Below are 23,801 nucleotides of genomic sequence, written 5' to 3'. Positions count from 1 at the left end.
TTTCCGCTCTCGTCCCGGAGGTGCCTGTCATGGCCTGGGTTCTGCTTCTCGTCGCCGGTCTGCTTGAGGTCGGCTGGTCGATCGGTATGAAGTTCACGGAGGGTTTCACCCGGCTCTGGCCGAGTGTCTTCACGGGCGCCGGCGTCGTGGTCAGCATGGTGTTGCTGTCGTACGCGGCCAAGACGTTGCCGATCGGTACGGCGTACGGCGTGTGGGTGGGTATCGGCGCGGCGGGTGCGGCGGTGCTCGGTATGGCGGTGTTGGGGGAGCCGGTGACCGCCGCCCGGATCTTCTTCATCTGTCTGTTGTTGGTCGCGGTGGTGGGGTTGAAGGCCACCTCCGGTCACTGACCGGTCGCGGTCATTCGAGGTAGCGCGACGGCGGGCGGGGGCGGCTGCCGTCGGCGCCGCCCAGGACGCCGCCGGTGGTGAGCCCGGCTCCGCCCGTGGTGGTTCCGGTGGTCGTGGTGCCGCCTCCCGTGGTGGTCCCGGTGGTGGTTCCGCTGTCGGTGCCCGCGTCGCTCTGGTCGTCGGCCGTCCGCCCGCCCGTGTTCTGGCCCCCCGTGTCCTGCCCTGCCGTGCTCTGGCCGCCGTCGGTCTGTCCGCCCTGGTTCCGGCCGCCGGTCGGTGGGGTGGGGCGCTGTGGGCGGCCGGGTCGGTGGGGCGGGACGGGCGGTAGCGGGGTGGTGCCGGGGGGTTGCTCGGGGGTGCTCGGGGTGAAGGGCGGTGGGGAGGGGGCGGCGCCCGGTTGGAGTTCCAGGTCGAAGTCGAGGGGGTCGCTGCCCGCCAGTGCCGTCTTCGTGTACTGGGCCCAGACGCGGGCCGGGTATCCGCCGCCGCCGAGGCGGTCCTCGCCGAGGGCGCCGTACAGGGATTCCAGGGTGCCGGTGTCGGGGTCCTGCCCCATCACGGAGATCACCGTCACCAGGTCCGGGGTGTAGGCGGCGAACCAGGCGGAGCGGTCGAGTTCCGCGGTGCCGGTCTTGCCGGCGGCCGGGCGGCCGGCTGCCAGGGCGGCGGTGCCGGTGCCGTTGTCGACGACGCTGACCAGCATGGAGGTGGTGGTGTCGGCGGCCGCGCGGCTGACGGCCTGGTGTGGGGATCGGTCGGGCAGGGGGAGGCTCTCGTCGCCCTTGGTGACGCTGTCGACGAGGGTGTAGGGGGTGTAGCGGCCGTGGTCGGCGAGGGTCGCGTAGGCCTGGGTCATGTCCAGCACGCTCGCCTGGAGGGTGCCGAGTGCCATGGCCGGGCCGGGGTCGAAGTTGGGGGTGTCCTCGGGGATGCCGAGTGCGACGGCGGTCCGTTTGACCTTGTCGGTGCCGACGTCGACGACCATCTGGGCGAAGACGGCGTTGACGGAGAGGTCGGTGGCGGTGTTGACGGTGATGTCCCCGTAGGACTGCTGTCCCTCGTTCTCCGGTGCGTAGGGGACGCGGGTTCCGACGACGCGGCGTTTGTTGTCGCCGTTGTAGAGGGTGTTCGGCGTGATGAGGCGGCCGTCCTGGGTGCGGGAGTCGTTGTCGACGGCGGACGCGAAGACGAACGGTTTGAAGGTCGAGGCCACTTGGTAGTCGTGCCGGGTGGCGTTGTTGACGTATTGCTTGGTGTAGTCGAGGCCGCCGTACATCGCGACGACCTTGCCGGTGGTGGGGTCGATGGACGCGCCGCCGGCCCGGACGACGCGGTCGGCCTTGTGGGTCTGCGGGTCGAGTTTGCCGATCAGTTGTTTGTCGGTGGCGGCGACGAGGGCGTTCTGGCGGCGTTTGTCGATGGTGGTGGTGATGCGGTAGCCGCCTTCGGAGAGGGTCTTGTCGTCGACGATCTTGCGCTCGACGATGTACTCCTTGACGGCTTCGACGAGGTAGCCGCGCTGTCCGGAGAGGCCGGCGGCGGGGCGGATCTTGCCGGGTTCGGGGAAGCGGGCGGCCGCGCGGTCGGCGGCGGTCATCCAGTTCTTCTTGACCATGCCGTCGAGGACGTAGTTCCAGCGGGCGAGCGCGCGGTCGCGGCTCTGGGGGTGTGCCACGACGTCGAAGGTGCTGGGGGAGTTGAGGAGGGTGGCCAGGTAGGCGCCCTCGGTGGTGGTGAGCGCGCCGACGTCCTTGCCGTAGTAGGCCTGGGCGGCGGCCTGGATGCCGTAGGCGTTGCGGCCGAAGTAGCTGGTGTTCAGGTACCCCTCCAGGATGTAGTCCTTCGACTTCTCCCGGCCGAGCTTGATCGAGATGAAGAACTCCTTGGCCTTGCGTTCGACCGTCTGTTCCTGGCCCAGGTAGTAGTTCTTGACGTACTGCTGGGTGATGGTCGAGCCCGACTGGGTGCCCTTGCCGGCGAGCGTGTTCCACGCGGCGCGCAGCATCGCCTTCGGGTCCACCGCCCGTTCGGAGTAGAAGTCCCGGTCTTCTGCCGCGAGGACCGTCTCCTGCACCGTTCGGGGGATTTGGGAGAGCGTGACGTTGACGCGGTTGACCTCGCCGTCTCGGGCGAGTTGGGTGCCGTCGGCGTAGAGGTAGAGGTTGGACTGCGCGGTGGCGGTGGCGTTGGCGGGCGGGATGTCGACCAGGAGGTAGCCGGCGATCAGGGCGCCGCCGATCAGGAGGGCGATGAGCAGGACGCAGCCGAGGAGCGTGCGCCAGCCGGGCACGGCCCGGCGCCACCCGGTCCGCTTCCGGTCGCGCCCGGGTTGTTCCCGCGTCTGGTGCCCTGCCTGTGCCCGGTCTCCTGCCTGTGCCCGGTCTCCTGCCTGTGCCTGGGCGGGTGCCCGCGCCTGCGGCGGTTCCCGCCCCGGCGGTTGTGACCGCGGGTCGGGGCCGGGGGTGTCGGGGTCGCGAGGGGTCCAGCCCGGGGGTGGTGACTGGTCGTTCATCTCCGGGGCTCCTCGACGGTGTACGACATATCCGTATCTGCACCAATGGTGTCTACCTGATGGCGGATGTGCGCGCTTCGGGCGGGGGTAAATCCGTCGCGTGGCTCGCCCCTCCGCACTAAGCTCGCGCGCTTTGGCCGACGTAGGAACGACCTGGGAAGGGGAGGGATACGGTGCGCCGACGAGCGGGCCCGGAAGCGCCGGGCGAAAGCGGGGGGTCCGACACCGACAGGGACATGGGCGCGGAGGCGGGCGGGGGTGACCCGCGGAAGACGCCCTGGGAGGCGGGCGCGGGCGGCCCGCGGGAGGCGGCCGCGGAGGCGGTCCACCGCGTACGGCTCTACGCGGCCGTCGCGTCCGGCGGCTTCCGGCGCTACGCCACCTACGGGACGGCGACGGCGGCCGGCGTGTTCACCAACACGGTGTTCGGCTTCGTGCTCGCCTACACCTTCATCGCGTTGTGGGACGAGCGGCCCCACCTCGGCGGCTACGACCAGGGGCAGGCCCTGGCCTTCATCTGGGTCAGCCAGTCGCTGCTCGCCGCCGCCGCGCTGCTGGGCGGCGGGTTCCAGGAAGAGCTCCAGGAACGCATCCGTACCGGAGACGTCGCCGTCGACCTGTACCGCCCGGCAGACCTCCAGTCGTGGTGGCTCGCCGCCGACCTGGGCCGGGCGGGCTTCCAACTGCTGGGGCGCGGGCTGGTGCCGGTCCTGGTCGGCGCGCTCGCCTTCCCGGTGGCGTTGCCCGCCGACCCGGTGCGCTGGTTGCTGTTCCTGCCCGCCGTACTGCTTGCCCTGGTGGTGAGTTTCGCGGTGCGCTTCCTGCTGGGCCTGGCGGCGTTCTGGCTGATGGACGGCGCGGGGATCAACATGGTGGCCGGCCTGGTGTCGATCTTCTGCTCCGGGATGCTGCTGCCGTTGTCCGTCTTCCCCGGCGGCTTCGGGGACGTGATCCGCGTGTTGCCTTGGGCGGCGATGCTCCAGGTGCCGGTGGACGTCCTGTTGGGCAAGGGCGCGGGGGCGGGCGGCGCGGTGCGGGCCCTGGCGTTCCAGGCAGGGTGGGCGCTGGCGCTGCTGGGCGCCGGCCGCTTGTTGCAGTCGGCCGCGACGCGGAAGGTGGTGGTCCAGGGTGGCTGAGGCGACGCTGGGGCGCGAGCGGCCCCCGGCCGTGGTGTGGGAGCGGGAGCCCGGACGCCGGCGCCTGCTGGAGGGGTTGCGCGGCTACCGGCTGATCGTCGCGATGTGGGTCCGCTCCACCATGACGTACCGGACGTCCTTCCTCCTGTCGGCCTTCGGGAACGCTGCGATCACGGTCCTCGACTTCGCGGCGATCTACATCATGTTCACGCACGTGGACGCCCTGGGCGGGTTCTCCCTCCCCGAGATCGGGCTGCTGTACGGGTCCTGCTCGACCTCGCTGGGCCTGGCCAACCTGCTGCTCGGCAACACCGACCGGATCGGCACGCGCATCCGCGACGGCTCGCTCGACACCATGCTGGTGCGCCCGGTCCCGGTGCTCGCCCAGGTCGCGGCGGACCGGTTCGCGCTGCGCCGGTGCGGGCGGATCGGGCAGGGGCTCGGGGTGCTGGTGTGGGCCGTGGTGGTGCTCGACGTGGACTGGACGGTCGGGAAGGCGCTGCTGGTGCCGGTGATGGTGACGGCGGGAGCGGTGATCTTCGGGGCGGTGATGGTGGCCGGGGCGGCGTTCCAGTTCGCGGCCGGCGACGCGGCGGAGGTGGTCAACTCCTTCACCTACGGCGGCTGCACGATGTTGGAGTACCCGCCCACGGTGTTCGCGAAGGAACTGCTGCGCGGGGTGACCTTCGTCGTCCCGCTGGCATTCGTCAACTGGTTGCCCGCGCTGTACGTGTTGGGGCGGCCCGATCCGCTGGGGCTGCCCGGCTGGGTCGCGTACCTGAGCCCGCTCGTGGCCTTCGCGGTGTGCGTCCCCGCCGCGCTCGCGTGGCGCGCGGGACTTCGTTCGTACCGGAGCACGGGGAGCTGAGGGCAGGGCATGGGAGAGGCAGTGGGAGACGTACTGATCGAGCTGGACGGGGTCGAGAAGGTCTTCGCCGTCCGGCGCCGGGTGGGTCTGATGCGGCGGGAGAAACGGCAGGTCAGGGCCGTGGACGGGATCAGTTTCACCGTCGGCCGGGGGGAGATGGTCGGCTACATCGGGCCCAACGGGGCGGGGAAGTCCACCACGATCAAGATGCTGACCGGGATTCTCACACCGAGCGGCGGCCGGTTGCGCGTGGCGGGCATCGACCCGGCCCGGGAGCGGATGCGGCTGGCGCACCGGATGGGGGTGGTGTTCGGGCAGCGGACCACGCTGTGGTGGGACCTGCCGCTCAAGGACTCCTACGTGCTGATGCGGCGGATGTACCGGATTCCGGAGGCGCGGTACCGGGCGAACCTGGAGCGCTGCGTGGACCGGCTGGATCTGGCGGAGCTGCTCGACGTACCCGTGCGGCAGCTGTCGCTGGGGCAGCGGATGCGCGGGGACATCGCGGCGGCGCTGCTGCACGACCCGGACGTGCTGTACCTGGACGAGCCGACGATCGGGCTCGACGTGGTGAGCAAGGCGAAGGTACGGGGCTTCCTGCGGCAGCTGAACGAGGAACGCGGGACGACGGTACTGCTGACGACGCACGATCTCCAGGACATCGAACAACTGTGTGAGCGGGTGATGGTGATCGACCACGGGCGGCTGATGTACGACGGGCCGCTGGGCGGGCTGCACGCCTCCGGGGCGGCGGGGGAGAGCGAGCGGACGCTGGTGGTGGACCTGGAGCGGGAGCTGCCGCCGCTGGAGGTACCGGGGGCGCGGGTGGTCCGGGTGGAGGGGGCGCGGCAGTGGCTGGCGTTCCCGGCGCAGGCGTCGGCGGCGCCGCTGGTGGCGGCCGTGGCGGCGGGGTACCCGCTGCTGGACCTCTCTGTGCGGGAGCCGGACATCGAGGAGGTCATCGCGCGCATGTACGCGGGGCGGGGGTAGCGGGGCCCGTCCGGCGCGGACGTAAGGGAGAAATCAGGGTCGGCCCCGGGGTCCGGTCCGGGGACGATCCGTACCGCCGGGCGGGCTTGATACATAGTCTGGTCGCATGAATGACGAGCGGCCGGAGAAGCCGTTGACGGAGGGGTCGTTGCCGGAGAAGTCGTCCCCGGAAAAGTCGTCCCCGGAGAAGCCGGTGTTCGAGAAGCCCGTGTTCGAGAAGTCTGGGTCCGAGGTTCCGCTGCCGCAGCTGCGGGCCTCCGACGCCGACCGGGAGCGAGTGGTGGAGCGTCTGCGGGACGCCGTGGCCGAGGGTCGGCTCGACATGGACGAGTTCGAGGAGCGGCTGGAGGCCGCCTACACCTCACGGACGTACGCGGAGCTTGAGCCGTTGACCCGCGACCTGCCGGCGGTGGGGGCGGCCGCGCCGTTGGCGTCGGCGCCGTCCGGACCCCCGGTGGAGCGGGCGGGCTCCGGTGCCGCGTGGGCGGACCGCATCGGGGGCGAGGCCACCTGGTCGACGGGGATCGCCGTCATGTCCGGGTTCCAGCGCAAGGGCCGCTGGACCGTACCGGCGCGGTTCGACGCGTTCGCGTTCATGGGGGGCGGTGAGCTCGACCTGCGCGAGGCGAATTTCGCCCAGTCCGAGGTGGTGATCAACTGTGTGGCCGTGATGGGCGGCATCGAGATCACCGTGCCGCCGGGCGTGGAGGTCGATGTGCGGGGCATCGGGTTCATGGGGGCGTTCGACCAGCGCGAGAGCCGGCACGCGCCGGAGCCGGGCGCACCGCGCGTGGTGGTGACGGGTCTGGCCCTGATGGGCGGGGTCGACATCCGGGTCAAGGAACCGAAGGCGCCCAAGGGGCTCAAGGGGTCCAAGTCCGTCGACGGGCCCTCGCTCCGGAAGGAGCTGTAAGGGGCTCGCGGAGCCCCGCCGGCGCGCCGGGAACTCCTCGGACCGTTCGGGAGTCGGATGCTATGCACACAAAACCGGCCACCGGGGGAAGGCAGGAGTACGTGGAAGACGTGGACCATCGCAGGGACCCGAAGACGGGGACCGGCGCCGGCATGGACAGCGGTACCGCTGCCGGGCCCGGTGTCGCGCGGGGCGCCTTCGTGTTCAGCGCGGCGGACGAGGAACGGCGACACGGCGTCCGCCGGATGAAGGCGACGGCGACCGGCCTGCTGACAGTGGTGGCGCTGGTCTACGTACTCGCCACGTGGGCGGAGCACACCGGCGCCGGCGGCTGGGCCGGCTACGTCGCCGCCGCCGCCGAGGCGGGCATGGTCGGCGCGCTCGCGGACTGGTTCGCGGTCACGGCCCTGTTCCGGCGGCCCCTGGGGCTGCCCATCCCGCACACCGCGATCATCCCGACGAAGAAGGACCAGCTCGGCGTGTCGCTGGGTGAGTTCGTCGGCGAGAACTTCCTCTCCCCGGAGGTCGTCAAGGCCCGGCTGCACGCCTTGGGCATCGGCGGCCGGCTGGGCTCCTGGCTGGCGGACCCCGCGCACGCCGAGCGGGTCACGGCGGAGATGGCGACCGCCCTGCGCGGCGCCCTGACGGTGCTGCGGGACTCCGACGTGCAAGCCGTGGTGGGCGAGGCGATCACGAGACGGGCCGAGGGGGCCGAGATCGCGCCCGGGCTCGGCAAGACCTTGCAGAAGGTCGTCGCCGACGGCGGTCACCGCCGCGCGGTCGACCTCGTCTGCGCCAAGGCCCACGACTGGCTCGTCACGCACGGGGACTCTGTCATGGACGCGGTCCAGGGCGGCGCCCCCGGTTGGACCCCGCGCTTCGTGGACCGCAAGGTGGGCGAGCGCGTGTACAAGGAGTTGCTGCGTTTCGTCACCGAGATGCGGGACATGCCGGAGCATCCGGCGCGGGGCGCGGTGGACCGGTTCCTCACCGACTTCGCCGCCGACCTGCAGTCGGACACGCGGACCCGCGAGCGGGTGGAGCGGCTGAAGTCCGAGATCCTGGCCAGGGGCGAGGTGCAGGACGTCATCGCCTCGACGTGGGCGGCGGTCCGGTCGATGATCATCGCGGCGGCCGAGGACGAACAGAGCGAGCTGCGGCTGCGCGTCCGGGGCTCGCTGATGTCCCTGGGGGCGCGGCTGGCGACCGACGGGCGCCTCCAGGACAAGGTGGAGGGCTGGATCGAAGGGGCGCTGGTGTACGTCGTCACCACCTACCGGACGGAGATCACCTCGCTGATCACCGACACGGTGGCGGGCTGGGACGCCGAGCACACCTCCCGCAAGATCGAGGCCCACATCGGTCGCGACCTCCAGTTCATCCGTATCAACGGCACGGTGGTGGGCGCCTTGGCGGGCCTGATGATCTACGCGGTCTCGAAGGCGCTGGGCGCGTGAGGCCCGGCGGGGGCCGGGGCCGCCGCGCGTAGGCGCGGCACGGCAGCGGCACCGCACTCGCCTGCCCCGCCGGCCGCACCCGACCCACCCGCCCCGCAGGCCACCGGCTCCGACACCCGGAACCGGCGCCCGCCCCGTCGCACTACCCGTTCCGGTCGGCCACGACCCAGGCCGCACCCGCAACGACGCCCGCCGCGCCGAAGACGGCCGGCCACGCGCCGACCTTCTTGGCCAGCGGGTGCGCCCCCGCGAAACCGGCCAGGTACAGCGCGCCGAGTCCGGCGGCGGCCGGGGCGCCGACGCGCCGGTGCCACTCCCGCCCCGCCGCGATCCCGGCGGCGCCCAGTACGACCCCGCCCAGCGGGCGCTTCTTGGTCCAGCGGGCCACCGCGTACCCGCCCACCAGTCCGGCCGCCGCCACCATCGAGGTCGGTACCCGCTCCATGTCCACTCCGTCCACTCCCTGCGTGCGCCGTATCGGTCCGGCTTACGAGGCTAACGCGGCCCCCTGACACCCCGACGGGCACCCAACCCGCCCAGCACCAGTACCGCCGCGCCGATCAGGCCTTGCGGTACCGCGTCCCGTACGGGGGCGGGCAGCAGCGCCACGACCCCGAGGACGAGGAGGAAGGCGACGGCGACCCGCCTGGCCGCCCGAAACAGTCTGTCCACGGCTGCTCAACGCGACCGCCGGGCCCGCGACACGGAGCGGGCTGAGAGGATTTGTCGCACACTCGCCGGATCCGCCTGATACGCCGCACGGGGAACCCGGACCGCATAAATTCACTCTCCCAAGACAAACAGGAAAATTTCCGCCAACGCGTCCAGGAGCCCGGACATCGTGATCTGCTACGGACAGGCCGTCCTCGACCTCGTGGACGAACTGGTCGACGCCTACGCCGACGTCTTCTCCGCCCCGCCGTGGAACGAAGACGAAGAAACCATTCGCCAGTTCGCGGCCCGCCTCCCCGCCGACTCCCGGCGCCGTGGTTTCCGTACCGCCCTCGCCCAGTCCCCGGCCGGCATCGACGGGTTCGCCACCGGCTGGCTCACGCCGGCCGCCTTCCCGAAGAACCGCGCCTACGGCCAGGTCGCGGCGCAGCTCGGCCCCGACCGGGTGAAGGAACTCCTCATCGGCGCGCTGGAGATAGACGAACTGGCCGTGCGCCCCTACGCGCGGGGCCGCGGCACCGGCCGCGACCTCCTCACCGAGATCACGGCCGACGCCCCCGACCGGCGCGCCTGGCTGCTGACCTCCCGGCTGGCCCGGGACACGGTGGCGACCTACCGCCGTCTGGGCTGGCACGAGGTCGCCGCCCTGCCGGGCACCGAGACGGGCGTGATCGTGTTCCTGGCCCCGGACCACCCGAGCCGCTGACCCGGGGGTACCCCGTCCCGAGGCCGGGCATATCCGCGCCATGATCACCACGACGCCCCAGCGACTGGCCCGGCGCCAGCTCAACATGGCCACCCGGCACCAGCTCACGACCGCCGCCGGGGTACCGGACGGCACCATCACCTCCCGTACCCGCCAGGGCGGCCCCTGGCAACGCTTGCTTCCCCGGGTCTACCTCCTCCAGACCGGGCCCCCGGACCGCCGTCAACGCGCGCTCGCCGCGGTCCTCTACGCCGCCGAGCCCACGGCCGACCCCCTCTCCGGCGACACGGCCGCGCTGACCGGCGGCGCCGCGCTCGCCCTGCTCGGCATCCGCGAAGCCCCGCACACCCCGGCCGACGTCCTGATCCGCGCCCCGCGCCGGCTCACCGCCACCGCCGGGGTCCGACCGCTGGCCACCTCCCGCTGGCCGCGCACCATCACCGTCCGCCGCATCCCGAGCACCCGGCCGGTGCGCGCCGCCGCCGACTACGCCGCCCGCGCCGACGACCCCGACCGCATCCGGTCGACGCTCGCGCAGGTCGTCCAGGCCGGTTGGTGCCACCCGCACGACCTGCACGCGGAACTGCGCGCCTCCCGCCTCCTGGGCCGCCCCGCCGTCCGCTCGGCGGCGTCGGAGCTCCTGGCCGGCGTCCGCTCGGTCGCCGAGGCCCGGGCCCGTGACGCCCTCACGGCGACCGACCTGCCGACCCCGCTGTGGAACGCCCGCCTGCACACCCCGGACGGCACCTTCCTGGCCTGCCCGGACGCCTACTGGCCCGACGAGGGCGTGGCGCTGGAGATCGACTCGGCCGAGTACCACTACACGCGCGACGCCTGGCACGCCACCCTCCGCCGCCGCCTGCGCCTGGAGTCCCACGGCATCCTGGTGGTCAGCGCGACGCCCTCCATGATCCGCGACAGCCCGACGGAGGTCCTCGCCGCGCTGCGCGCCCTGCTCGCCCTCGCCGCCCACCGTCGCGTGCCCCCGACCGTCCGGGCCCGTGGGCACGTCCAGTTGGAGCTGCCCGTTCCGGGAGAATGGCGGTGTGGAACCCCTTGAGAGCACCCCGGCCGTCCGGGCCCGGATGAGTCGGCAAAAGAGCAAGGACACCGGGATCGAGCTCGCCCTGCGGCGGTCGCTGCACGCCGCGGGGCTGCGCTACCGGGTGCACCGGCGCCCGGTGAGAGGGGTGCGCAGGGAAGCCGACATCGTGTTCGGCCCGGCGCGGGTCGCGGTCTTCGTGGACGGCTGCTTCTGGCACGGCTGTCCCCTGCACGCCACCTGGCCGCGCAGCAACCCCGAGTTCTGGCGCGCGAAGATCGAGGGGAACCGGGCCCGCGACCGCGATACCGACGCGCGCCTGGCGGAGGCCGGTTGGTTGGCCGTACGGGTCTGGGAGCACGAGTCGGCGCAGGAAGCGGCCCTGCGCGTGGCGGCGGCGGTCCGGGCCCGCCGCCCCCACGCGACTCCTCGGGGTCAGACGATCGGCGTGTCCCCGCCGTGGCACTCCGGGTAGGGCTTGCCCGAGGCGCACCAGCAGGGGGAGGTGGGGGTCGGGGGCCAGGGGGTGGCCTTGCCGCGGGCGGCGAGGGTGGTGGCGTACTCCGCCAGGAGGCTGGGGGAGGCCGGGGAGGTCTTCTCGGAGGCGGCGAAAGCCTCGTAGGAGGGGACACTGCCCGTGACGATGCCCAGGTTGGTGGTGCCGGAGGCGGCCAGGGCCCGGAGGGACGCTTCGATCCGTTCCAGGTGCAGCGCGTGCGACGGGTACTCGGCGGCGAGGGTCGGGTAGCCGGCCAGGAGTTCCGCGAGTTCCCGCTGCGGCCAGTGGAGGATCGCGACCGGGAAGGGGCGGGACAGCGCGGCCCGACGGTCGCCCAGTTCGGCGCGCAGGCGGGCGATCTCGGCGCGGAGCTCGGCCGGGTCGTCGGAGCCCAGGGCCCAGATGCGCTTGGGGTCGTGGAGCTCGTCCAGCGGGATGGGGCCGATGTGGCGGGTGTCCGCGACCATGTCCCAGTCGTCGTGCGGGCGGCCGAGGAGGCGGCGGACGCGGTGGCGGCCCGTGAGGAGCGCGGTGGTGGCCCGGGTGAGGGGCGCGTTCTCCGGGATCAGGAGGGTGACCGCCTGGGTGAAGCACTCCTCCGAGGCGGTCAACTCGTCGTGGTTCTCCAGGGCTTCCGCGATGACCTCCCAGGGCGCCGGGTCGGCGGGGGCCGCCGTACGGATGCCCTGGATCAACGCGCGGGCCTCGGCCTCGTGGCCGTACTCCCACAGGTTCGAGGCCTGGAGCGCCTTGATCAGGTGCGGGTCGTCGGGGTCGGATGCGAGGAGTTGGTCGTAGAGCGCGCTTGCCCGTTCCCGTTCGTCGGCCAGTTCGAGGTGGGCCGCGGCCTGGAGGAGCAAGGGCTCCTGGTCCTCGGGGTAGCGGGTCGCCGTGCGGATGAGGCGCTCGGCTTCGGCGATGTGCTCGGCAGGCGTGTCGGGGCGCATGGTTCACACCGTACTGCCGCTGGTCAGTTGACGGGGGAGGTCTTAAGGTGCCGCCCGTGCGGGATCACATACCTGTGGTGGTGCAGGGGCGCGGCCGGCGGGGGCGCCGGGCCGGTCTCGCGGGGGTGCTGTGGGGGGCCGCGGAACTGGCCGTCACGGTCGGGGCGGTGGTGTTGTTGCTGGTGGTGCACCAGGTGTGGTGGACCAACCGGCAGGCCCTGGCGGGCGCGCGGGAGGAGGTCCGGGCGCTGGAGCGGGGGTGGGCGGCGCCCGAGCCGGGGTCCCCACGACCGCCCGGGGAGGATTCGGGGCCGGAGCCCGGGCCGCGGGGATCGGACGCGTCGTCGGGGGCCGGGCCGTCGCCGCCGCCGTCCGCCTCCCCGGCAGGCGGGCCCGCTTCCGGCGCCCCGGCCCGGGCGGCCGGGCCTGCGCCCGCGCCCGAGCGGGACCAGTCGTACGCGGTCCTGCGCATCCCGCGCCTCGGGCTGGTCGTGCCCGTCGCGCAGGGTGTCGACAAGAAGGCCGTCCTGGACAAGGGGTACGTCGGGCACTACCCCGGGACCGCGCAGCCGGGCGCGGAGGGCAACTTCGCGCTGGCCGGGCACCGCAACACGCACGGGGAGCCGTTCCGGTACCTGAACCGGCTCAGGGCGGGGGACGAGGTGACGGTCGACGTGCGGGGGCAGAGGTACACGTACGCGGTGGGGCGGGTCCTGCCCGAGACCACCGCGCGGGACACGGGCGTGGTCGCGTCCGTGCCGCGCAGCGTGGTGAAGCCGGAGTACGGATACAGCGCGCCCGGTGCGTACATCACGCTGACCACCTGTACGCCCGAGTACACCTCGACGTACCGGTTGGTGGTGTGGGGGACGCTGAAGCGGTGAGGGAACCGGTGACGCGAACCGGTGACGGGGTGCGGGGAATCGAGAGATCCGTGAAACCGGGAACCAGCGCGTGGGCGGGGCCGTTGCGTCAGTAGGGTGGTTCGTGACATGGGTTCGTGCGGGTGGGCGGCGGAGCGGAAGGGGTGGGCGGTGTGTTCGGGCGTTTCCACGATCTGTTCGTGACGCTGCTGCTGCTCGGCGGCTTCCTGGCGCCGCTGCTCGGGCAGAGCGGGCCGGTCGGCGTGGTGGTGGCCCTCGCGGCCGTCGTCGCGGTGGGCGCCGCCGCCTTGGCGGCGGGCCGGGTCCGTCTCGCGCCCCCGCACCGGATACGCACCGCGATCCGTGATCGCGAGCAGCGCACGGCGTTCCTGCCGCAGCGTGATCCCGACGCCTCCGGCCGGTCGCGGCCCAGGGCTCCCGGCCGCCTCGTCCCGACGGCCGCGTAGGGGCGCGCAATACATGGCCGGCCCGGTATGCCTTGGCCGGTATGCCTTGGCCGGTGGTACCGGTCGGGTGGCAGCCGGTTGCCGGCACCCGCCTTCCGCTCACTGATCATCTGTCGTCGCCCCTCGCGGGTCGTCACGCCGAAACGCATTTCTTTCGACGTTCGACGAGACCCTTCGGAGGGCCCGCGTGTCCGTTTTCACCCACCTTGTTGCCGAGCTGGGCCGGCTGTTGGAGCCGGTACTGGCCGAGTCCGCGACCGCTGTGGCGATCGTGCTGTTCACCGTGCTCGTGCGCCTCGCGCTGCACCCGCTGAGCCGGGCGGCCGTCCGCGGTGCGACGCCGATGGCCGGCTGCCTGCCCGCGCTGTTGCAGCTGCCGGTGTTCTACGTCATGTACCGCGTGTTCTCCTCGCCGGAGGTCGGCGGGACGGGCAACGAGCTGCTGGGGCACCGGCTGCTCGCCGCGCCCCTGGGGGACCGGTGGGCCGACGCGCTCGCTCAGGGCGGGGTGTTCGGAGCGCCCGGGCTCGTCTTCCTCGGTCTCTTCGCGGCGATCGCGGCGGTGGCGGCCTGGAGCGCGGTCCGGGGGCGCCGCGCGGCCCGGGCAGCGGCTGTGGAGGTCGGATCCGGCGGTGGTTCCGGTTCCGGTTCCGGGGTGAAGGCGGCGGTCGCCGGTCGCGGCCTGCCGGGAGGGGGCGCGGGGGCGTTGTCCGCCGAGCAGGAGGCGGCGATGCGGAAGCTGGGTGGCGTACTGCCCCTGCTGTCGTTCGGAACGCTGATCACCGCCGCCGTCGTACCGCTCGCCGCCGGGCTCTACCTGCTGACCACCACGGCGTGGTCGGTGGCCGAGCGCGCCTGGCTGCAACGGCGTCCGGCACCGGCGCGGGGTTGACGGAGGGCGGCTGCGCAGCGGCCGGGGGGTGGGCCGACGCAGGGCGGCGTTCCAGTCCGTGAACAGGGTCTTGCGGATTGGCCGGACTTCTTGGAGGATCGGCCAATCCTCCGATGGCCGCAACCCATCGTCCGGCCCGGGGCATGCCCATGGGCCGACCACCCTCGACCACGGGAGAATGCCCATGAAGCTGCTGCGTGTCGGACCCGTCGGGTCGGAGCGCCCCGCGCTGCTCGACCAGGACGGAACCCTGCGGGACCTGTCCGGGCTGATCACGGATGTGGACGGCGCGCTCCTCGCCGACGACTCCGCGCTGTCCCGGGTACGGGACGCGGCGGCGGCGCCCGGGGAACTCCCCGCACTCGACGCCGAAGGGTTGCGCGTGGGTTCACCGATCGGCCGCATCGGCAAGGTCGTGGGCATCGGACTGAACTACTTCGGGCACGCCGCCGAGATCGGCGCCGAGCCGCCGGCCGAACCGATCCTGTTCCTCAAGGCGCCGGACACGGTCGTGGGCCCGGACGACACGGTCCTCATCCCGCGCGGCAGCGTGAAGACGGACTGGGAGGCCGAGCTCGGCGTGGTCATCGGCGCCACCGCCCGCTACCTCGCCTCCGCCGAGGAGGGGCTGGCGCACGTGGGCGGGTACACGCTGGTCAACGACGTATCGGAGCGCGAGTTCCAGATAGAGCGCGGCGGTACCTGGGACAAGGGCAAGAACTGCGAGACCTTCACCCCGCTCGGCCCCTGGCTGGTGACCGCCGACGAGGTCGCGGACCCGCAGGACCTCGGCGTCCGGCTCTGGGTCAACGGCGAACTCAAGCAGGACGGCAACACCTCGGACCAGATCTTCCCGGTCGGGGAGGTCGTCCGATACCTGAGCCAGTTCATGACCCTCTACCCCGGTGACGTCATCGTCACGGGCACCCCGGCGGGCGTGGCCATGGGGCAGCCCGAGCCCAAGCCCTACCTCCGCGCCGGTGACGTCGTGGAGGTCGAGATCGACGGTCTCGGGCGCCAGCGCCAGGAGTTCAAGGGCGCCTGACCGGACGACGATCGGATCGGCCCCGGGCCGGAAGCGGGCCGGCGATCGGGTCGGCGGCGCGGGAGGGGCGGGCCCCCGGGGGGCGGCCCGCCCCGTTTCCTGCCGCCCGCCCGCCCGCTGCCTGCCGGTGCCGGTCGGGTCGTGGCCGTCCCGCCCGGGCCGGCGCCCTTACGCCGGGTCGGCGAGCGCGAGCGTCACCGTGACGCCCTCGTCCGACGACCGGCGGGCCGCCTCCAGCACGGCCAGGCAGTGCGCCGCCTCACGCGCCGTCACCGGGGCCGGCTCGCCCTCGCGCAGGGCGTCGGCCACCGCCGCGTAGTACGCCGGGTAGTCGCCCGGCACGGTCGGCACGGGGGTTCCCCCGCCGGTCAGAGGCGATTCGCCGGCGCCCAGTCGGCCCCACAGGTGCTCCGGCTCCACGCCCCACGCCCTGCCGTCGTCCGCCCCCGGCCGCAGCCCCTCGCGCAGCGCCGCCTCCTGGGGGTCCAGGCCGTACTTGACCCAGCCGGCGCGCGAGCCGAGCACCCGAAAGCGCGGACCGAGCTGGGCGGTGGTCGCGCTGACGTACAGGTGCGACCGGACGCCGCCCGCGTGCGTGATCGCGATGAAGGTGTCGTCGTCCGCCTCCGCGCCCGCGCGGCGCACGTCGGTCTCCGCGTAGACCCGTACCGCCGGGCCGAAGAGCACCAGCGCCTGGTCCACCACGTGGCTGCCCAGGTCGTACAGCAGCCCGCCGATCTCCTCCGGCGCCCCCGACTCCCGCCACCCGCCCTTGAGCTGGGGCCGCCACCGCTCGAAGCGGGACTCGAAGCGCTGGACATCGCCGAGTTCGCCCTCGGCCAGGAGCCGGCGCAGGGTGAGGAAGTCGTTGTCCCAGCGGCGGTTCTGGAAGACGGACAGGAAGGTGCCGGTGCGCTCCGCGAGTGCGGCCAGTTCCTCGGCCTCGGCGGCCGTGGCGGCGAGCGGCTTGTCCACGACGACGGGGACACCGGCGGTGAGGGCGGCCCGGGCGAGGGGGACGTGCGTCTTGTTGGGGGAGGCGATGACGACGAGGTCCACGGGATCGGCCCCGCCCCCGCCCTCCCAGAGCTCGGCGGCGGACTCGGCGATCCGGACGCCGGGGTACGCCTCGCGGGCCTGGGCCCGGCGCTCGGGATCGGAGGTGACGACCACGTCGAGGACGAGTCCTTCGGTGGCGGTAACGAGGGGCGCGTGGAAGACGGAACCGGCCAGTCCGTAGCCGACGAGTCCGACGCGGAGGGGGGAGGTGGCGTTCAGGGGCATGGGTCATACTTTGACAACAGTGTTGCGGAAGTGCAAGGAGAGGCGGCGGGGTGAACCGGGGCAATCGGGACGGCGGGGGCCGCGGCGGGGTGAACCTGCCGGCGGTGCGCGGGCACAACGAGGCGCTGCTCCTCGGCCTGCTGCGCGGCGCGGGGTCCGGTGGGCTGGGCCGCGCCGACCTCGCGGACCGTACGGGGCTCACCCCCCAGGCCGTCAGCAAGATCACAGCCCGGCTGGCGGCGGAGGGCCTGGTGGCGGAGGCCGGCAGGGGCGCGTCGACGGGCGGCAAGCCGCGGACCCTGCTGCGGCTGGTCCCGGACGCACGCCACGCGGTGGGCGTGTACATGGACCGCGACGAACTGACGGCCGTGCGGGTCGACCTGGCGGGAGGCGTCCTCGCGCGGTGGTGCGGCCCGTTGGACTTCGCGGCGGGACCGGACGCGGCGGTGGAGGCGGTGCTACGGGCCCTCGATCGGGTTTCCGTCCCGGGCGGGGCGGGGGCGCCGCTGCTGGGGGTGGGCGTCGCGGCGCCGGGCCCGCTGGACTGGCGGGACGGGGTGCTGGGGCGGGTGACGGGATTCCCGCAGTGGGAGGGGTTCCCGCTGCGGGAGGCGCTGGCCAGGCGGTTGTCGGCGACCGCGCCGGTCGTGGTGGTGGACAAGGACACCAACGCGGGGGTGGCGGGGGCGGCCGGGCGCGACCCCGGCAACTGCGTGTACCTGCACCTCGGGACCGGTCTGGGGGCGGGGCTGTGGCTGGACGGTGCGGTGTTCCGGGGGCCGCGCTCGCTGGCGGGGGAGTTCGGGCACCAGGTGTTGGAGCTGGACGGACCGCCGTGCAGGTGCGGGGGGCGGGGCTGCGCGGAGGCGTTGTGCCTGGCGGCGCTGGAACGGGGGGATCTCGCGGCGGCCGCGCGGGTGCTCGGGGAGGGGGCGGCGAACGTGGTGGCGTTGCTGGACGTGGACCGGGTGCTGCTGGGCGGCCGGGTGGTGGAGGCGGAGCCGGGGGTGTTCGTGGAGGGGGTTCGGGCGGTGCTGGGCCGACGCCGGACGGGGGCCGCGCCGGTGGTGGCCGCGGTCGGGACCGGGGTGTCGGAGGGGGCGGCGGAACTCGTGCTGGGACCGGTGTTCGGGCGGGGGGTCTGACGCGCCCGAGCCTGTCGGTGGGCCGGGGCGGTCCGGCGGGGCCGGATTCGTCCGCCCGGGCCGGTGGGGTCCGCCGCGTCCGATCAGGCGTAAAGGGGGGTGCCGCGCGCGCGGCTGGGGCCCGGTGGGGTGGGGGCGTGGGAGAGTGCCGGGCGGAGCGGGGTGATTGTCGCCTCGTCCGATCATCAATTTTTCCGTCCGGCGAGCTGCGAAGGTCCTCCATGCGACTGCGCGAAGCCCTTGCCCCTCCCGCCCTGTTGGCCGCCGCGTTCCTCTGCCTGCTCACGCCCGGCCCCGCCTCCGCCGACATCGGCAACGGCGGCGGCGCCCGCCCCGCCCCCGCGCTGCCCTCGCGCGCGAAGGCCACCTGCGGCGACGCCAAGAGCAGCGCCTTCCCCATCGGTGCCCGCATCCGCGGCGGCCCGGCCGTGTACCGCACCGGCGGCGGTCCGCAGACCTGGTTCCTGGACCTGACCAACACCACCGCCGGCACGTGCACCGCCATCCACCCCGTCCTCGTCTTCACGGACAAGGCCCGCACCCTGCGCCCCGCCCACCTCCGGATGGACTTCGAGACCCCCGACGGCCCCCACCCCGTCACCCTCGAACGCAGCGACCGCGACGAGATCATCGCCGTGTTCGACGGCGGCGAGGCCTTCACCGGGTTCACCATCGGCGCCGGCGGCTCCCGTACGGTCCGCGTCTCGCTCGCCTTCGCCGCCGACGCCCCCCACGGCGAGGTCCTCGCCGACGCGGCCGTCGTCCAGCGCAAGGGCGACGACGGGGACTGGGTGGGCGAGGCGGGCGGCTACCGGTTCTCCGTCGAGGGACCGGAGGACGAGGCGGTCGAGGCGGGCTCGCTGGCCCACACCGGCCCCCGCCCCTGGGTGTCCGCCGCGGCCGCCGTCGCCACCCTCGCCACCGGCGGTGCGCTGCTGCTCGGCGCCCGCAGGCTGCGCGCCCGGGCCGAAGGCTCCCGCGTCGACGGCGCCGGCGTCGAAGGCTCCCACGCCGACGGCTGACGTACACCCGGCCGACGTACAGTCCGAGGGTGGAACACCAGAGCCAGAGCCAGCCCCACCGCCCCGGACAGGCCGTGCGGTCCGGCATCCCCGAGCACGGGCGCATCCCCAAGTACTACGCGGTCAAGGCCCGCATCTCCGTCTTGGTCGAGGAACTCGGAGAGGGCGGTCTGCTGCCCACCGAGCGTGATCTCGCCGAGCAGTACGAGGTCTCCCGCGAAACCGTCCGCCAAGCCCTGCGCGAGTTGCTGCTGGAGGGCCGGCTGCGCCGCTCCGGCCGGGGGACCGTCGTCGCCGGGCCCAAGCTGGAACAGCCCCTGTCCCTGGCGAGCTACACCGAGGGCGTGCGTCGCCAGGGCCGCCGGCCGGGCCGCCACCTCATCGGACTGGAGCGTTTCCCCTGCCCGTCCGAGCTGGCGCGGGGCATCGGCGCCGAGACGGGCGAGCCCGTCTGGCACCTGGAGCGCGTACTGCTCGCCGACGACGAACGCGTCGGCCTGGAGAGCACGTACCTGCGCGTCGCCCGCGCGCCTCGCCTGGACAGCGATTTCCAGCCCGACTCCTCCTTCTACGGGTACCTCCGCGAACGGCTCGGGATCTCGTTCGGCGACGCCGACGAGAAGCTGGAGACGGTCCTCGCGACGCCCCGCGAAGCCCTGCTGATCGGTACCCCTCCCGCCCTTCCCATGTTGCTGATCCACCGCTTCTCCCGGGACCAGGACGGCCTCCCGCTGGAGCGGGTGCGTTCGCTCTACCGTGGCGACCGGTTCAGCTTCACGACCCGCCTGCGTCCCGAGTAGCCTCGGCCGTTCCCCATCGAAGCGACCGAAAGGGACGTATTCTTGTCACAGAAAGATAACGGGTCTAGTCCAAGCATCGAGGCCTGTTCACCCGACCGCCACCGCGCCGCCCTTCCCGGGCCACGGTCCGCGCCCAGCGTGGACCGCGTGAGAGTCACAGTCGTAGGAGGCGGCGTGGTCGGCACCATGCACGCCTGGCAAGCAGTCGAACGCGGCCACGAGGTCGTCCAGATCGAGCGGGAAGCCGAGGCCCGCGGGGCGTCCCTGCGCAATTTCGGCCAGATCTGGGTGAGTGGACGAGCCGGGGGCGAAGAGCTCGACACCGCCCTGCGCGCCCGCGAGCTCTGGGAGCGGATCGGCGCGCGGGTGCCGGGCCTGGGCTTCCGCGCCATCGGCTCCCTCACCCCGGTCCGCAACCCCCGCGAACTCGCCGTCGCCGAAGCGGCCGTGGCCCGCCCGGACGCCACCGCACGCGGCTACGGGATCGTCACCGCGGAGGAGGCCCGGGCGATCAACCCGGCCCTGCGCGGCTCCTTCGAGGCCGCCCTGTGGTGCGAGCGGGACGCGGCGGTCGAGCCGCGCACCGCCCAGCTCCACCTGCGCGAGGCCCTGCGCGCCACCGGCCGGTACACCTTCCTGCCCGGACGAGAGGTGCGCGAGGTCGTCGGGACCGGCGCGGTCCGCGACGACCACGGTGAAGTCCACCGCGGTGACGTCGTCATCCTCGCCACCGGCGCCTGGCTGTCCGGCCTGGTGCGCGAGCTGGACCCGGACCTGCCCGTCCGTCGCGTCCGGCTCCAGATGATGCAGACCGCCCCGCTCGGCGAGCCGTTGACCACCTCCGTCGCGGACGCGGACAGCTTCCGCTACTACCCCGCGTACCGGTCACAGGCCCTCGACGACCTGAACGCCGGGCAGCGGCAGGCGCCGATCGCCGCCGCGCACAACATGCAGCTGCTGATGGTCCAGCGCCAAGACGGCGGATTGACGATCGGGGACACGCACGAGTACGAGCACCCCTTCGCGTTCGACACCGTCGAAGACCCCTACGAGCACCTCACCGAGGTGGTCGAGTCCTTCCTGGGCCGCCCGCTGCCGGCGATCCGCCGCCGTTGGGCGGGCGTGTACGCGCAATGCACCGACACCACCCGCGTCGTCCACCGCCGGCAGGTCGCCGACGGCGTGTGGCTGGTGACCGGACCCGGCGGGCGCGGCATGACCTGCTCGCCCGCCATAGCCGAGACCACCGCGAACGAACTGGGCTGGTAGCCGAAATGACAGATACGAACACCACCGGAACCCGCGACCTCGTCGTCCTCGACATGGCCGGCACCACCGTCCGCGACGGCGGCCTCGTCGAGCGAGCCTTCGAACGCGCCGCCGAACGCATGGGTGTCGAGCCGGGCAGCGCCGAGCACGCGGCCAAGCTCCGGTACGTCCGCGACACCATGGGCGAGTCGAAGATCTCCGTCTTCCGGCACCTGTTCGGTACGGAGGAGCTCGCGCGGCGCGCCAACTCCGCCTTCGAGGAGGCGTACGGGGAACTGGTCGGCGCCGATCTGATCGCCCCGGTCCCCGGCGCCGCGGAAGCCATCGCCGAGCTCCGCGCCGACGGTCGCACCGTCGTCCTGACCACCGGCTTCGCCCGCGTCACCCAGGACGCCATCCTCGACGCCCTCGGCTGGCGGAACCTGGCCGACCTCACCCTCTGCCCCGCCGACGCCGGCGGCCGGGGCCGGCCCTACCCCGACATGGTGCTGGCCGCGTTCCTGCGCACCGGCGCGGTGGCCGACGTACGACAGACCGTGGTCGTCGGCGACACGGCGTACGACATGCTCAGCGGTGTCCGCGCGGGCGCCGGGATCGTGGCCGGTGTCCTGACCGGCGCGCACGACCGTGAGGCGCTGACCGGCAACGGCGCCACCCACGTCCTCGACTCGGTCGCCGAACTCCCGGCCCTGTTGGTGGAGTCGGCGTGAGCGGCATCCGCTTCGACTCGGTCTCGGTCGCCTATCACGGCACCACCGTCCTGGACCGGCTCGACCTCACCGCCGAGCCGGGCGAGGTGATGGCGCTGCCGGGCCCCTCCGGCTCGGGCAAGACCACGGCCGCGGCGCCGGTACCGGCCGGGTCCGCGTCAGGTCCCGGCGCCGTCATGTCACCACAAGGGCGAGCTGCTCGTCGCGGTGATGTCCAGATGAACTACGCGCAGTCCAAGGCCATGCCGAACCTCGGGATCTGGTTCCCGGCCAAGGACGGCGGCACGCCCACCACCTTCGCCCTCCCGTACGCGCCCGGTCTGGTCGCCAAGGCCCCGCACAGCGAGAACGGCCGGAAGCTCCTCGACTACCTGCTCGGTGAGGACGCCCAGAAGCTGGTCAGCGAGGTCGGCGGCGGCTTCCCGGCCCGCACCGACGTCAAGCCCACCGACGCCAACCCCGTCGAACTCACCAGGATCATGACGGGTGTCGAGGTCTTCGAGCCGGACTGGGCGGACATCGACAAGAACCTCTCCGGCTACGTCGACGCGTGGAAGTCGGCCACCGGCAGCTGACCGGTTGCCTCCCGTCCTGTCCGGGCCGTGGACGCGCCCCCCGTCCACGGCCCTTCGCCGTTAGGGTGGTACAGACCAGAGGCCCCCGAGGTCAGAGGCCCCGCAGAGCGGAGAACAGTCCCGTGGCAGAGCGCAAGCCGATCGAATCCTGGCTCACCGACATGGACGGAGTCCTCATCCACGAGGGCACCCCGATCCCCGGCGCCGATGCCTTCATCAAGCGGCTGCGCGAGTCCGGCAAGCCCTTCCTGGTGCTGACCAACAACTCCATCTACACCCCGCGCGACCTGCACGCCCGCCTCAACCGGATGGGCCTGCACGTCCCCGTCGAGAACATCTGGACCTCGGCGCTCGCCACCGCCAAGTTCCTCGACGACCAGCGCCCGGGCGGCACGGCCTACGTCATCGGCGAGGCCGGTCTGACCACCGCCCTGCACGACATCGGCTACATCCTGACCGACCACGAGCCCGACTACGTGGTCCTCGGCGAGACCCGTACGTACAGCTTCGAGGCCATGACCAAGGCCGTCCGCCTGATCAACGGCGGCGCCCGCTTCATCTGCACCAACCCGGACGAGACCGGCCCCTCCGTCGAGGGCCCGCTGCCCGCCACCGGCGCCGTCGCCGCGCTGATCACCAAGGCGACCGGCAAGCAGCCGTACTTCGCGGGCAAGCCCAACCCGCTGATGATGCGGACCGGTCTGAACGCCATCGGCGCGCACTCCGAGTCCAGCGCCATGATCGGCGACCGGATGGACACCGACGTACTCGCGGGCCTGGAGGCGGGCATGCAGACCTTCCTCGTCCTGACCGGCCTCACCTCGGTCGAGGACACCGAGAAGTTCCCCTACCGCCCGACCAAGACCGTCGACTCCATCGCCGACCTGATCGATCTCGTCTAGCCGTCCGCCGGCCCGTCCGTCCGCCCGTCCGCCGGGCGGGTACGGCTGACTCGTACGGTCCAAGCGTGCGCCGCTCCGGATGCGGAGCGGCGCGCCGCGCGTGAACCTCCTAAGAGAGGAGGTTCACCATGCGCAGTGCTCTGATCGCTCTCCGTGCCACCGGGGTGGCCGTCGCCCTGACGGCCCTCACCGCGGTGACCGCGCCCGCAGCCGTCGCCGAGGACTGGGGTCGCGGTGGCGTCTCGGTCCGGCCGGACCCCGCCGAGCCCGGCGATCTGGTCAAGCTGGAGGTGCGGGGCTGCGACGGCGGCTGGGCGTCGGCCAGATCCTCCGTCTTCGTCTCCGAGGTGCACCTTTCCCCCGGACACGACGACCGCCACGCCCTGTGGGGCGACGCGCTGATCGCCTCGCACGCCCAGTCCGGCTCGCACGAGATCCGCGTCAAGTGCGACGGCCGCGACGACCGGGTCAGCGGCTCCGTCCGCATCCGTGAACGCCACCACCCCGACCCGCACCACTCGCCCGTCTGGCCCGTCCACGCGGGCGGCGGCGCGATGGCCGCCGAGGTCGCCAAGACGACCGAGCTGGCGGCGGCACCCGCGAAGAAGAACCACGGCGGCGACGGGCCTGGGCTGCCCCAGACGGTGATCGGCGCCGTCCTGGCCGCCGTCGCCACCCTCGCCGTCGCGGGCAGGGCGCTGGCGCTGCGCCGCCGTCGCGGCAGCGAGTGAGGGA

At 73.2% G+C, this 23,801-nt stretch carries 25 protein-coding genes and 1 pseudogene; 21 read left to right on the top strand and 5 right to left on the bottom strand.

The features are described 5' to 3' along the window. The first annotated feature begins 29 nt into the window (after window positions 1–29). Window positions 30–350, top strand: a complete 321-nt coding sequence (locus E6R62_RS17610; RefSeq protein WP_136214394.1) for a multidrug efflux SMR transporter — start codon at window positions 30–32, stop codon at window positions 348–350. Between the two features lie 10 nt (window positions 351–360). Here E6R62_RS17610 and E6R62_RS17605 read toward each other — a convergent pair whose 3' ends face one another. Beyond that, window positions 361–2,862: a transglycosylase domain-containing protein gene (locus tag E6R62_RS17605; protein ID WP_136214393.1), complete on the bottom strand. Its 2,502-nt coding sequence runs from the start codon at window positions 2,860–2,862 to the stop codon at window positions 361–363. A 236-nt stretch (window positions 2,863–3,098) separates the two neighbouring features. Between E6R62_RS17605 and E6R62_RS17600 the strand changes: the two genes are divergently transcribed. The 5 genes from E6R62_RS17600 (at window position 3,099) to E6R62_RS17580 (ending at window position 8,226) form a co-directional block, all read left to right on the top strand. Next, window positions 3,099–3,998: an ABC-2 family transporter protein gene (locus E6R62_RS17600; RefSeq protein ID WP_136214392.1), complete on the top strand. Its 900-nt coding sequence runs from the start codon at window positions 3,099–3,101 to the stop codon at window positions 3,996–3,998. A 103-nt stretch (window positions 3,999–4,101) separates the two neighbouring features. Then, window positions 4,102–4,866, top strand: a complete 765-nt coding sequence (locus tag E6R62_RS17595; protein ID WP_136214463.1) for an ABC transporter permease — start codon at window positions 4,102–4,104, stop codon at window positions 4,864–4,866. A gap of 9 nt (window positions 4,867–4,875) precedes the next feature. After that, the gene (locus E6R62_RS17590) at window positions 4,876–5,856 is read left to right on the top strand and encodes an ATP-binding cassette domain-containing protein (protein WP_136214391.1); all 981 of its coding nucleotides are present in this window, start codon (window positions 4,876–4,878) and stop codon (window positions 5,854–5,856) included. A 106-nt stretch (window positions 5,857–5,962) separates the two neighbouring features. After that, complete coding sequence (locus E6R62_RS17585) at window positions 5,963–6,769, top strand: DUF1707 domain-containing protein (RefSeq protein WP_136214390.1); 807 nt, start codon at window positions 5,963–5,965, stop codon at window positions 6,767–6,769. 152 nt (window positions 6,770–6,921) lie between these two features. Continuing rightward, window positions 6,922–8,226, top strand: coding sequence for a DUF445 domain-containing protein (locus tag E6R62_RS17580; protein ID WP_136214462.1), 1,305 nt, complete (start codon window positions 6,922–6,924; stop codon window positions 8,224–8,226). A gap of 142 nt (window positions 8,227–8,368) precedes the next feature. Here E6R62_RS17580 and E6R62_RS17575 read toward each other — a convergent pair whose 3' ends face one another. After that, window positions 8,369–8,671: a hypothetical protein gene (locus tag E6R62_RS17575; protein ID WP_136214389.1), complete on the bottom strand. Its 303-nt coding sequence runs from the start codon at window positions 8,669–8,671 to the stop codon at window positions 8,369–8,371. Window positions 8,672–8,721: 50 nt separating this feature from the next. After that, a complete protein-coding gene (locus E6R62_RS39570) occupies window positions 8,722–8,898 on the bottom strand; it encodes a hypothetical protein (protein ID WP_168714090.1) in 177 nt (58 codons plus the stop codon). A gap of 169 nt (window positions 8,899–9,067) precedes the next feature. Here E6R62_RS39570 and E6R62_RS17570 point away from each other — a divergent pair, with 169 nt between their 5' ends. Genes E6R62_RS17570 through E6R62_RS17560 form a run of 3 tightly spaced genes read left to right on the top strand, consistent with a single transcriptional unit; the run spans window position 9,068 to window position 11,121 of the window. Further along, entirely contained in the window at window positions 9,068–9,604 is a 537-nt protein-coding gene (locus tag E6R62_RS17570) for an acetyl-CoA sensor PanZ family protein (RefSeq protein WP_206308755.1), read from the top strand. Between the two features lie 40 nt (window positions 9,605–9,644). Beyond that, complete coding sequence (locus E6R62_RS17565; RefSeq protein WP_136214388.1) at window positions 9,645–10,664, top strand: hypothetical protein; 1,020 nt, start codon at window positions 9,645–9,647, stop codon at window positions 10,662–10,664. Then, a complete protein-coding gene (locus E6R62_RS17560; RefSeq protein WP_136214387.1) occupies window positions 10,651–11,121 on the top strand; it encodes a very short patch repair endonuclease in 471 nt (156 codons plus the stop codon). Before E6R62_RS17565 ends, E6R62_RS17560 begins: the two co-directional genes overlap by 14 nt. Here the strand turns inward: E6R62_RS17560 and E6R62_RS17555 are convergent. Beyond that, window positions 11,082–12,092 (bottom strand): SEC-C domain-containing protein, encoded by a 1,011-nt coding sequence (locus tag E6R62_RS17555; RefSeq protein WP_136214386.1) that lies wholly within the window; start codon window positions 12,090–12,092, stop codon window positions 11,082–11,084. The two genes, E6R62_RS17560 and E6R62_RS17555, sit on opposite strands and share 40 nt — an antisense overlap. A 56-nt stretch (window positions 12,093–12,148) precedes the next feature. On the opposite strand from E6R62_RS17555, the gene E6R62_RS17550 reads away from it, so the two are divergent. The 4 genes from E6R62_RS17550 to E6R62_RS17535 all read left to right on the top strand — a co-directional run bounded on the left by E6R62_RS17550 (window position 12,149) and on the right by E6R62_RS17535 (window position 15,359). Continuing rightward, window positions 12,149–12,976: a class E sortase gene (locus tag E6R62_RS17550; protein ID WP_240801727.1), complete on the top strand. Its 828-nt coding sequence runs from the start codon at window positions 12,149–12,151 to the stop codon at window positions 12,974–12,976. Window positions 12,977–13,128: 152 nt separating this feature from the next. After that, the gene (locus E6R62_RS17545) at window positions 13,129–13,422 is read left to right on the top strand and encodes a DUF6412 domain-containing protein (RefSeq protein WP_136214385.1); all 294 of its coding nucleotides are present in this window, start codon (window positions 13,129–13,131) and stop codon (window positions 13,420–13,422) included. 187 nt (window positions 13,423–13,609) lie between these two features. Next, window positions 13,610–14,314, top strand: coding sequence for a YidC/Oxa1 family membrane protein insertase (locus tag E6R62_RS17540; RefSeq protein WP_136214384.1), 705 nt, complete (start codon window positions 13,610–13,612; stop codon window positions 14,312–14,314). A 184-nt stretch (window positions 14,315–14,498) separates the two neighbouring features. Next, window positions 14,499–15,359, top strand: a complete 861-nt coding sequence (locus E6R62_RS17535) for a fumarylacetoacetate hydrolase family protein (protein ID WP_136214383.1) — start codon at window positions 14,499–14,501, stop codon at window positions 15,357–15,359. A 168-nt stretch (window positions 15,360–15,527) separates the two neighbouring features. Here E6R62_RS17535 and E6R62_RS17530 read toward each other — a convergent pair whose 3' ends face one another. Further along, on the bottom strand, window positions 15,528–16,643 hold the full coding sequence (locus tag E6R62_RS17530) for a Gfo/Idh/MocA family oxidoreductase (protein WP_206308753.1): 1,116 nt from the start codon (window positions 16,641–16,643) through the stop codon (window positions 15,528–15,530). A 50-nt stretch (window positions 16,644–16,693) separates the two neighbouring features. Between E6R62_RS17530 and E6R62_RS17525 the strand changes: the two genes are divergently transcribed. The 8 genes and pseudogenes from E6R62_RS17525 (at window position 16,694) to E6R62_RS17490 (ending at window position 23,797) form a co-directional block, all read left to right on the top strand. After that, window positions 16,694–17,788, top strand: a complete 1,095-nt coding sequence (locus E6R62_RS17525; protein WP_136214382.1) for an ROK family transcriptional regulator — start codon at window positions 16,694–16,696, stop codon at window positions 17,786–17,788. Between the two features lie 221 nt (window positions 17,789–18,009). Continuing rightward, the gene (locus E6R62_RS17520; RefSeq protein ID WP_136214381.1) at window positions 18,010–18,810 is read left to right on the top strand and encodes a hypothetical protein; all 801 of its coding nucleotides are present in this window, start codon (window positions 18,010–18,012) and stop codon (window positions 18,808–18,810) included. A gap of 29 nt (window positions 18,811–18,839) precedes the next feature. Then, the gene (locus tag E6R62_RS17515) at window positions 18,840–19,610 is read left to right on the top strand and encodes a GntR family transcriptional regulator (protein ID WP_136214380.1); all 771 of its coding nucleotides are present in this window, start codon (window positions 18,840–18,842) and stop codon (window positions 19,608–19,610) included. Window positions 19,611–19,757: 147 nt separating this feature from the next. Further along, window positions 19,758–20,879, top strand: coding sequence for a TIGR03364 family FAD-dependent oxidoreductase (locus E6R62_RS17510; protein ID WP_136214379.1), 1,122 nt, complete (start codon window positions 19,758–19,760; stop codon window positions 20,877–20,879). Between the two features lie 5 nt (window positions 20,880–20,884). Beyond that, on the top strand, window positions 20,885–21,589 hold the full coding sequence (locus E6R62_RS17505) for a phosphonatase-like hydrolase (protein ID WP_136214378.1): 705 nt from the start codon (window positions 20,885–20,887) through the stop codon (window positions 21,587–21,589). A gap of 206 nt (window positions 21,590–21,795) precedes the next feature. Further along, a pseudogene (locus tag E6R62_RS17500) lies at window positions 21,796–22,164 on the top strand (ABC transporter substrate-binding protein); the annotation flags it as partial. 122 nt (window positions 22,165–22,286) lie between these two features. Further along, the gene (locus E6R62_RS17495) at window positions 22,287–23,066 is read left to right on the top strand and encodes an HAD-IIA family hydrolase (RefSeq protein WP_136214377.1); all 780 of its coding nucleotides are present in this window, start codon (window positions 22,287–22,289) and stop codon (window positions 23,064–23,066) included. 128 nt (window positions 23,067–23,194) lie between these two features. After that, window positions 23,195–23,797 carry a hypothetical protein gene (locus tag E6R62_RS17490; protein ID WP_136214376.1) on the top strand — a complete coding sequence of 201 codons (603 nt, stop codon included), beginning with the start codon at window positions 23,195–23,197 and terminating at the stop codon, window positions 23,795–23,797. Window positions 23,798–23,801 lie beyond the last annotated feature (4 nt).

Source organism: Streptomyces sp. A1136 (assembly GCF_004795055.1).
Classification (GTDB): Bacteria; Actinomycetota; Actinomycetes; order Streptomycetales; family Streptomycetaceae; genus Streptomyces.
The sequence above is the reverse complement of the archived record's forward strand: the minus strand, read 5'-3'. Positions and strand labels throughout refer to the sequence as shown.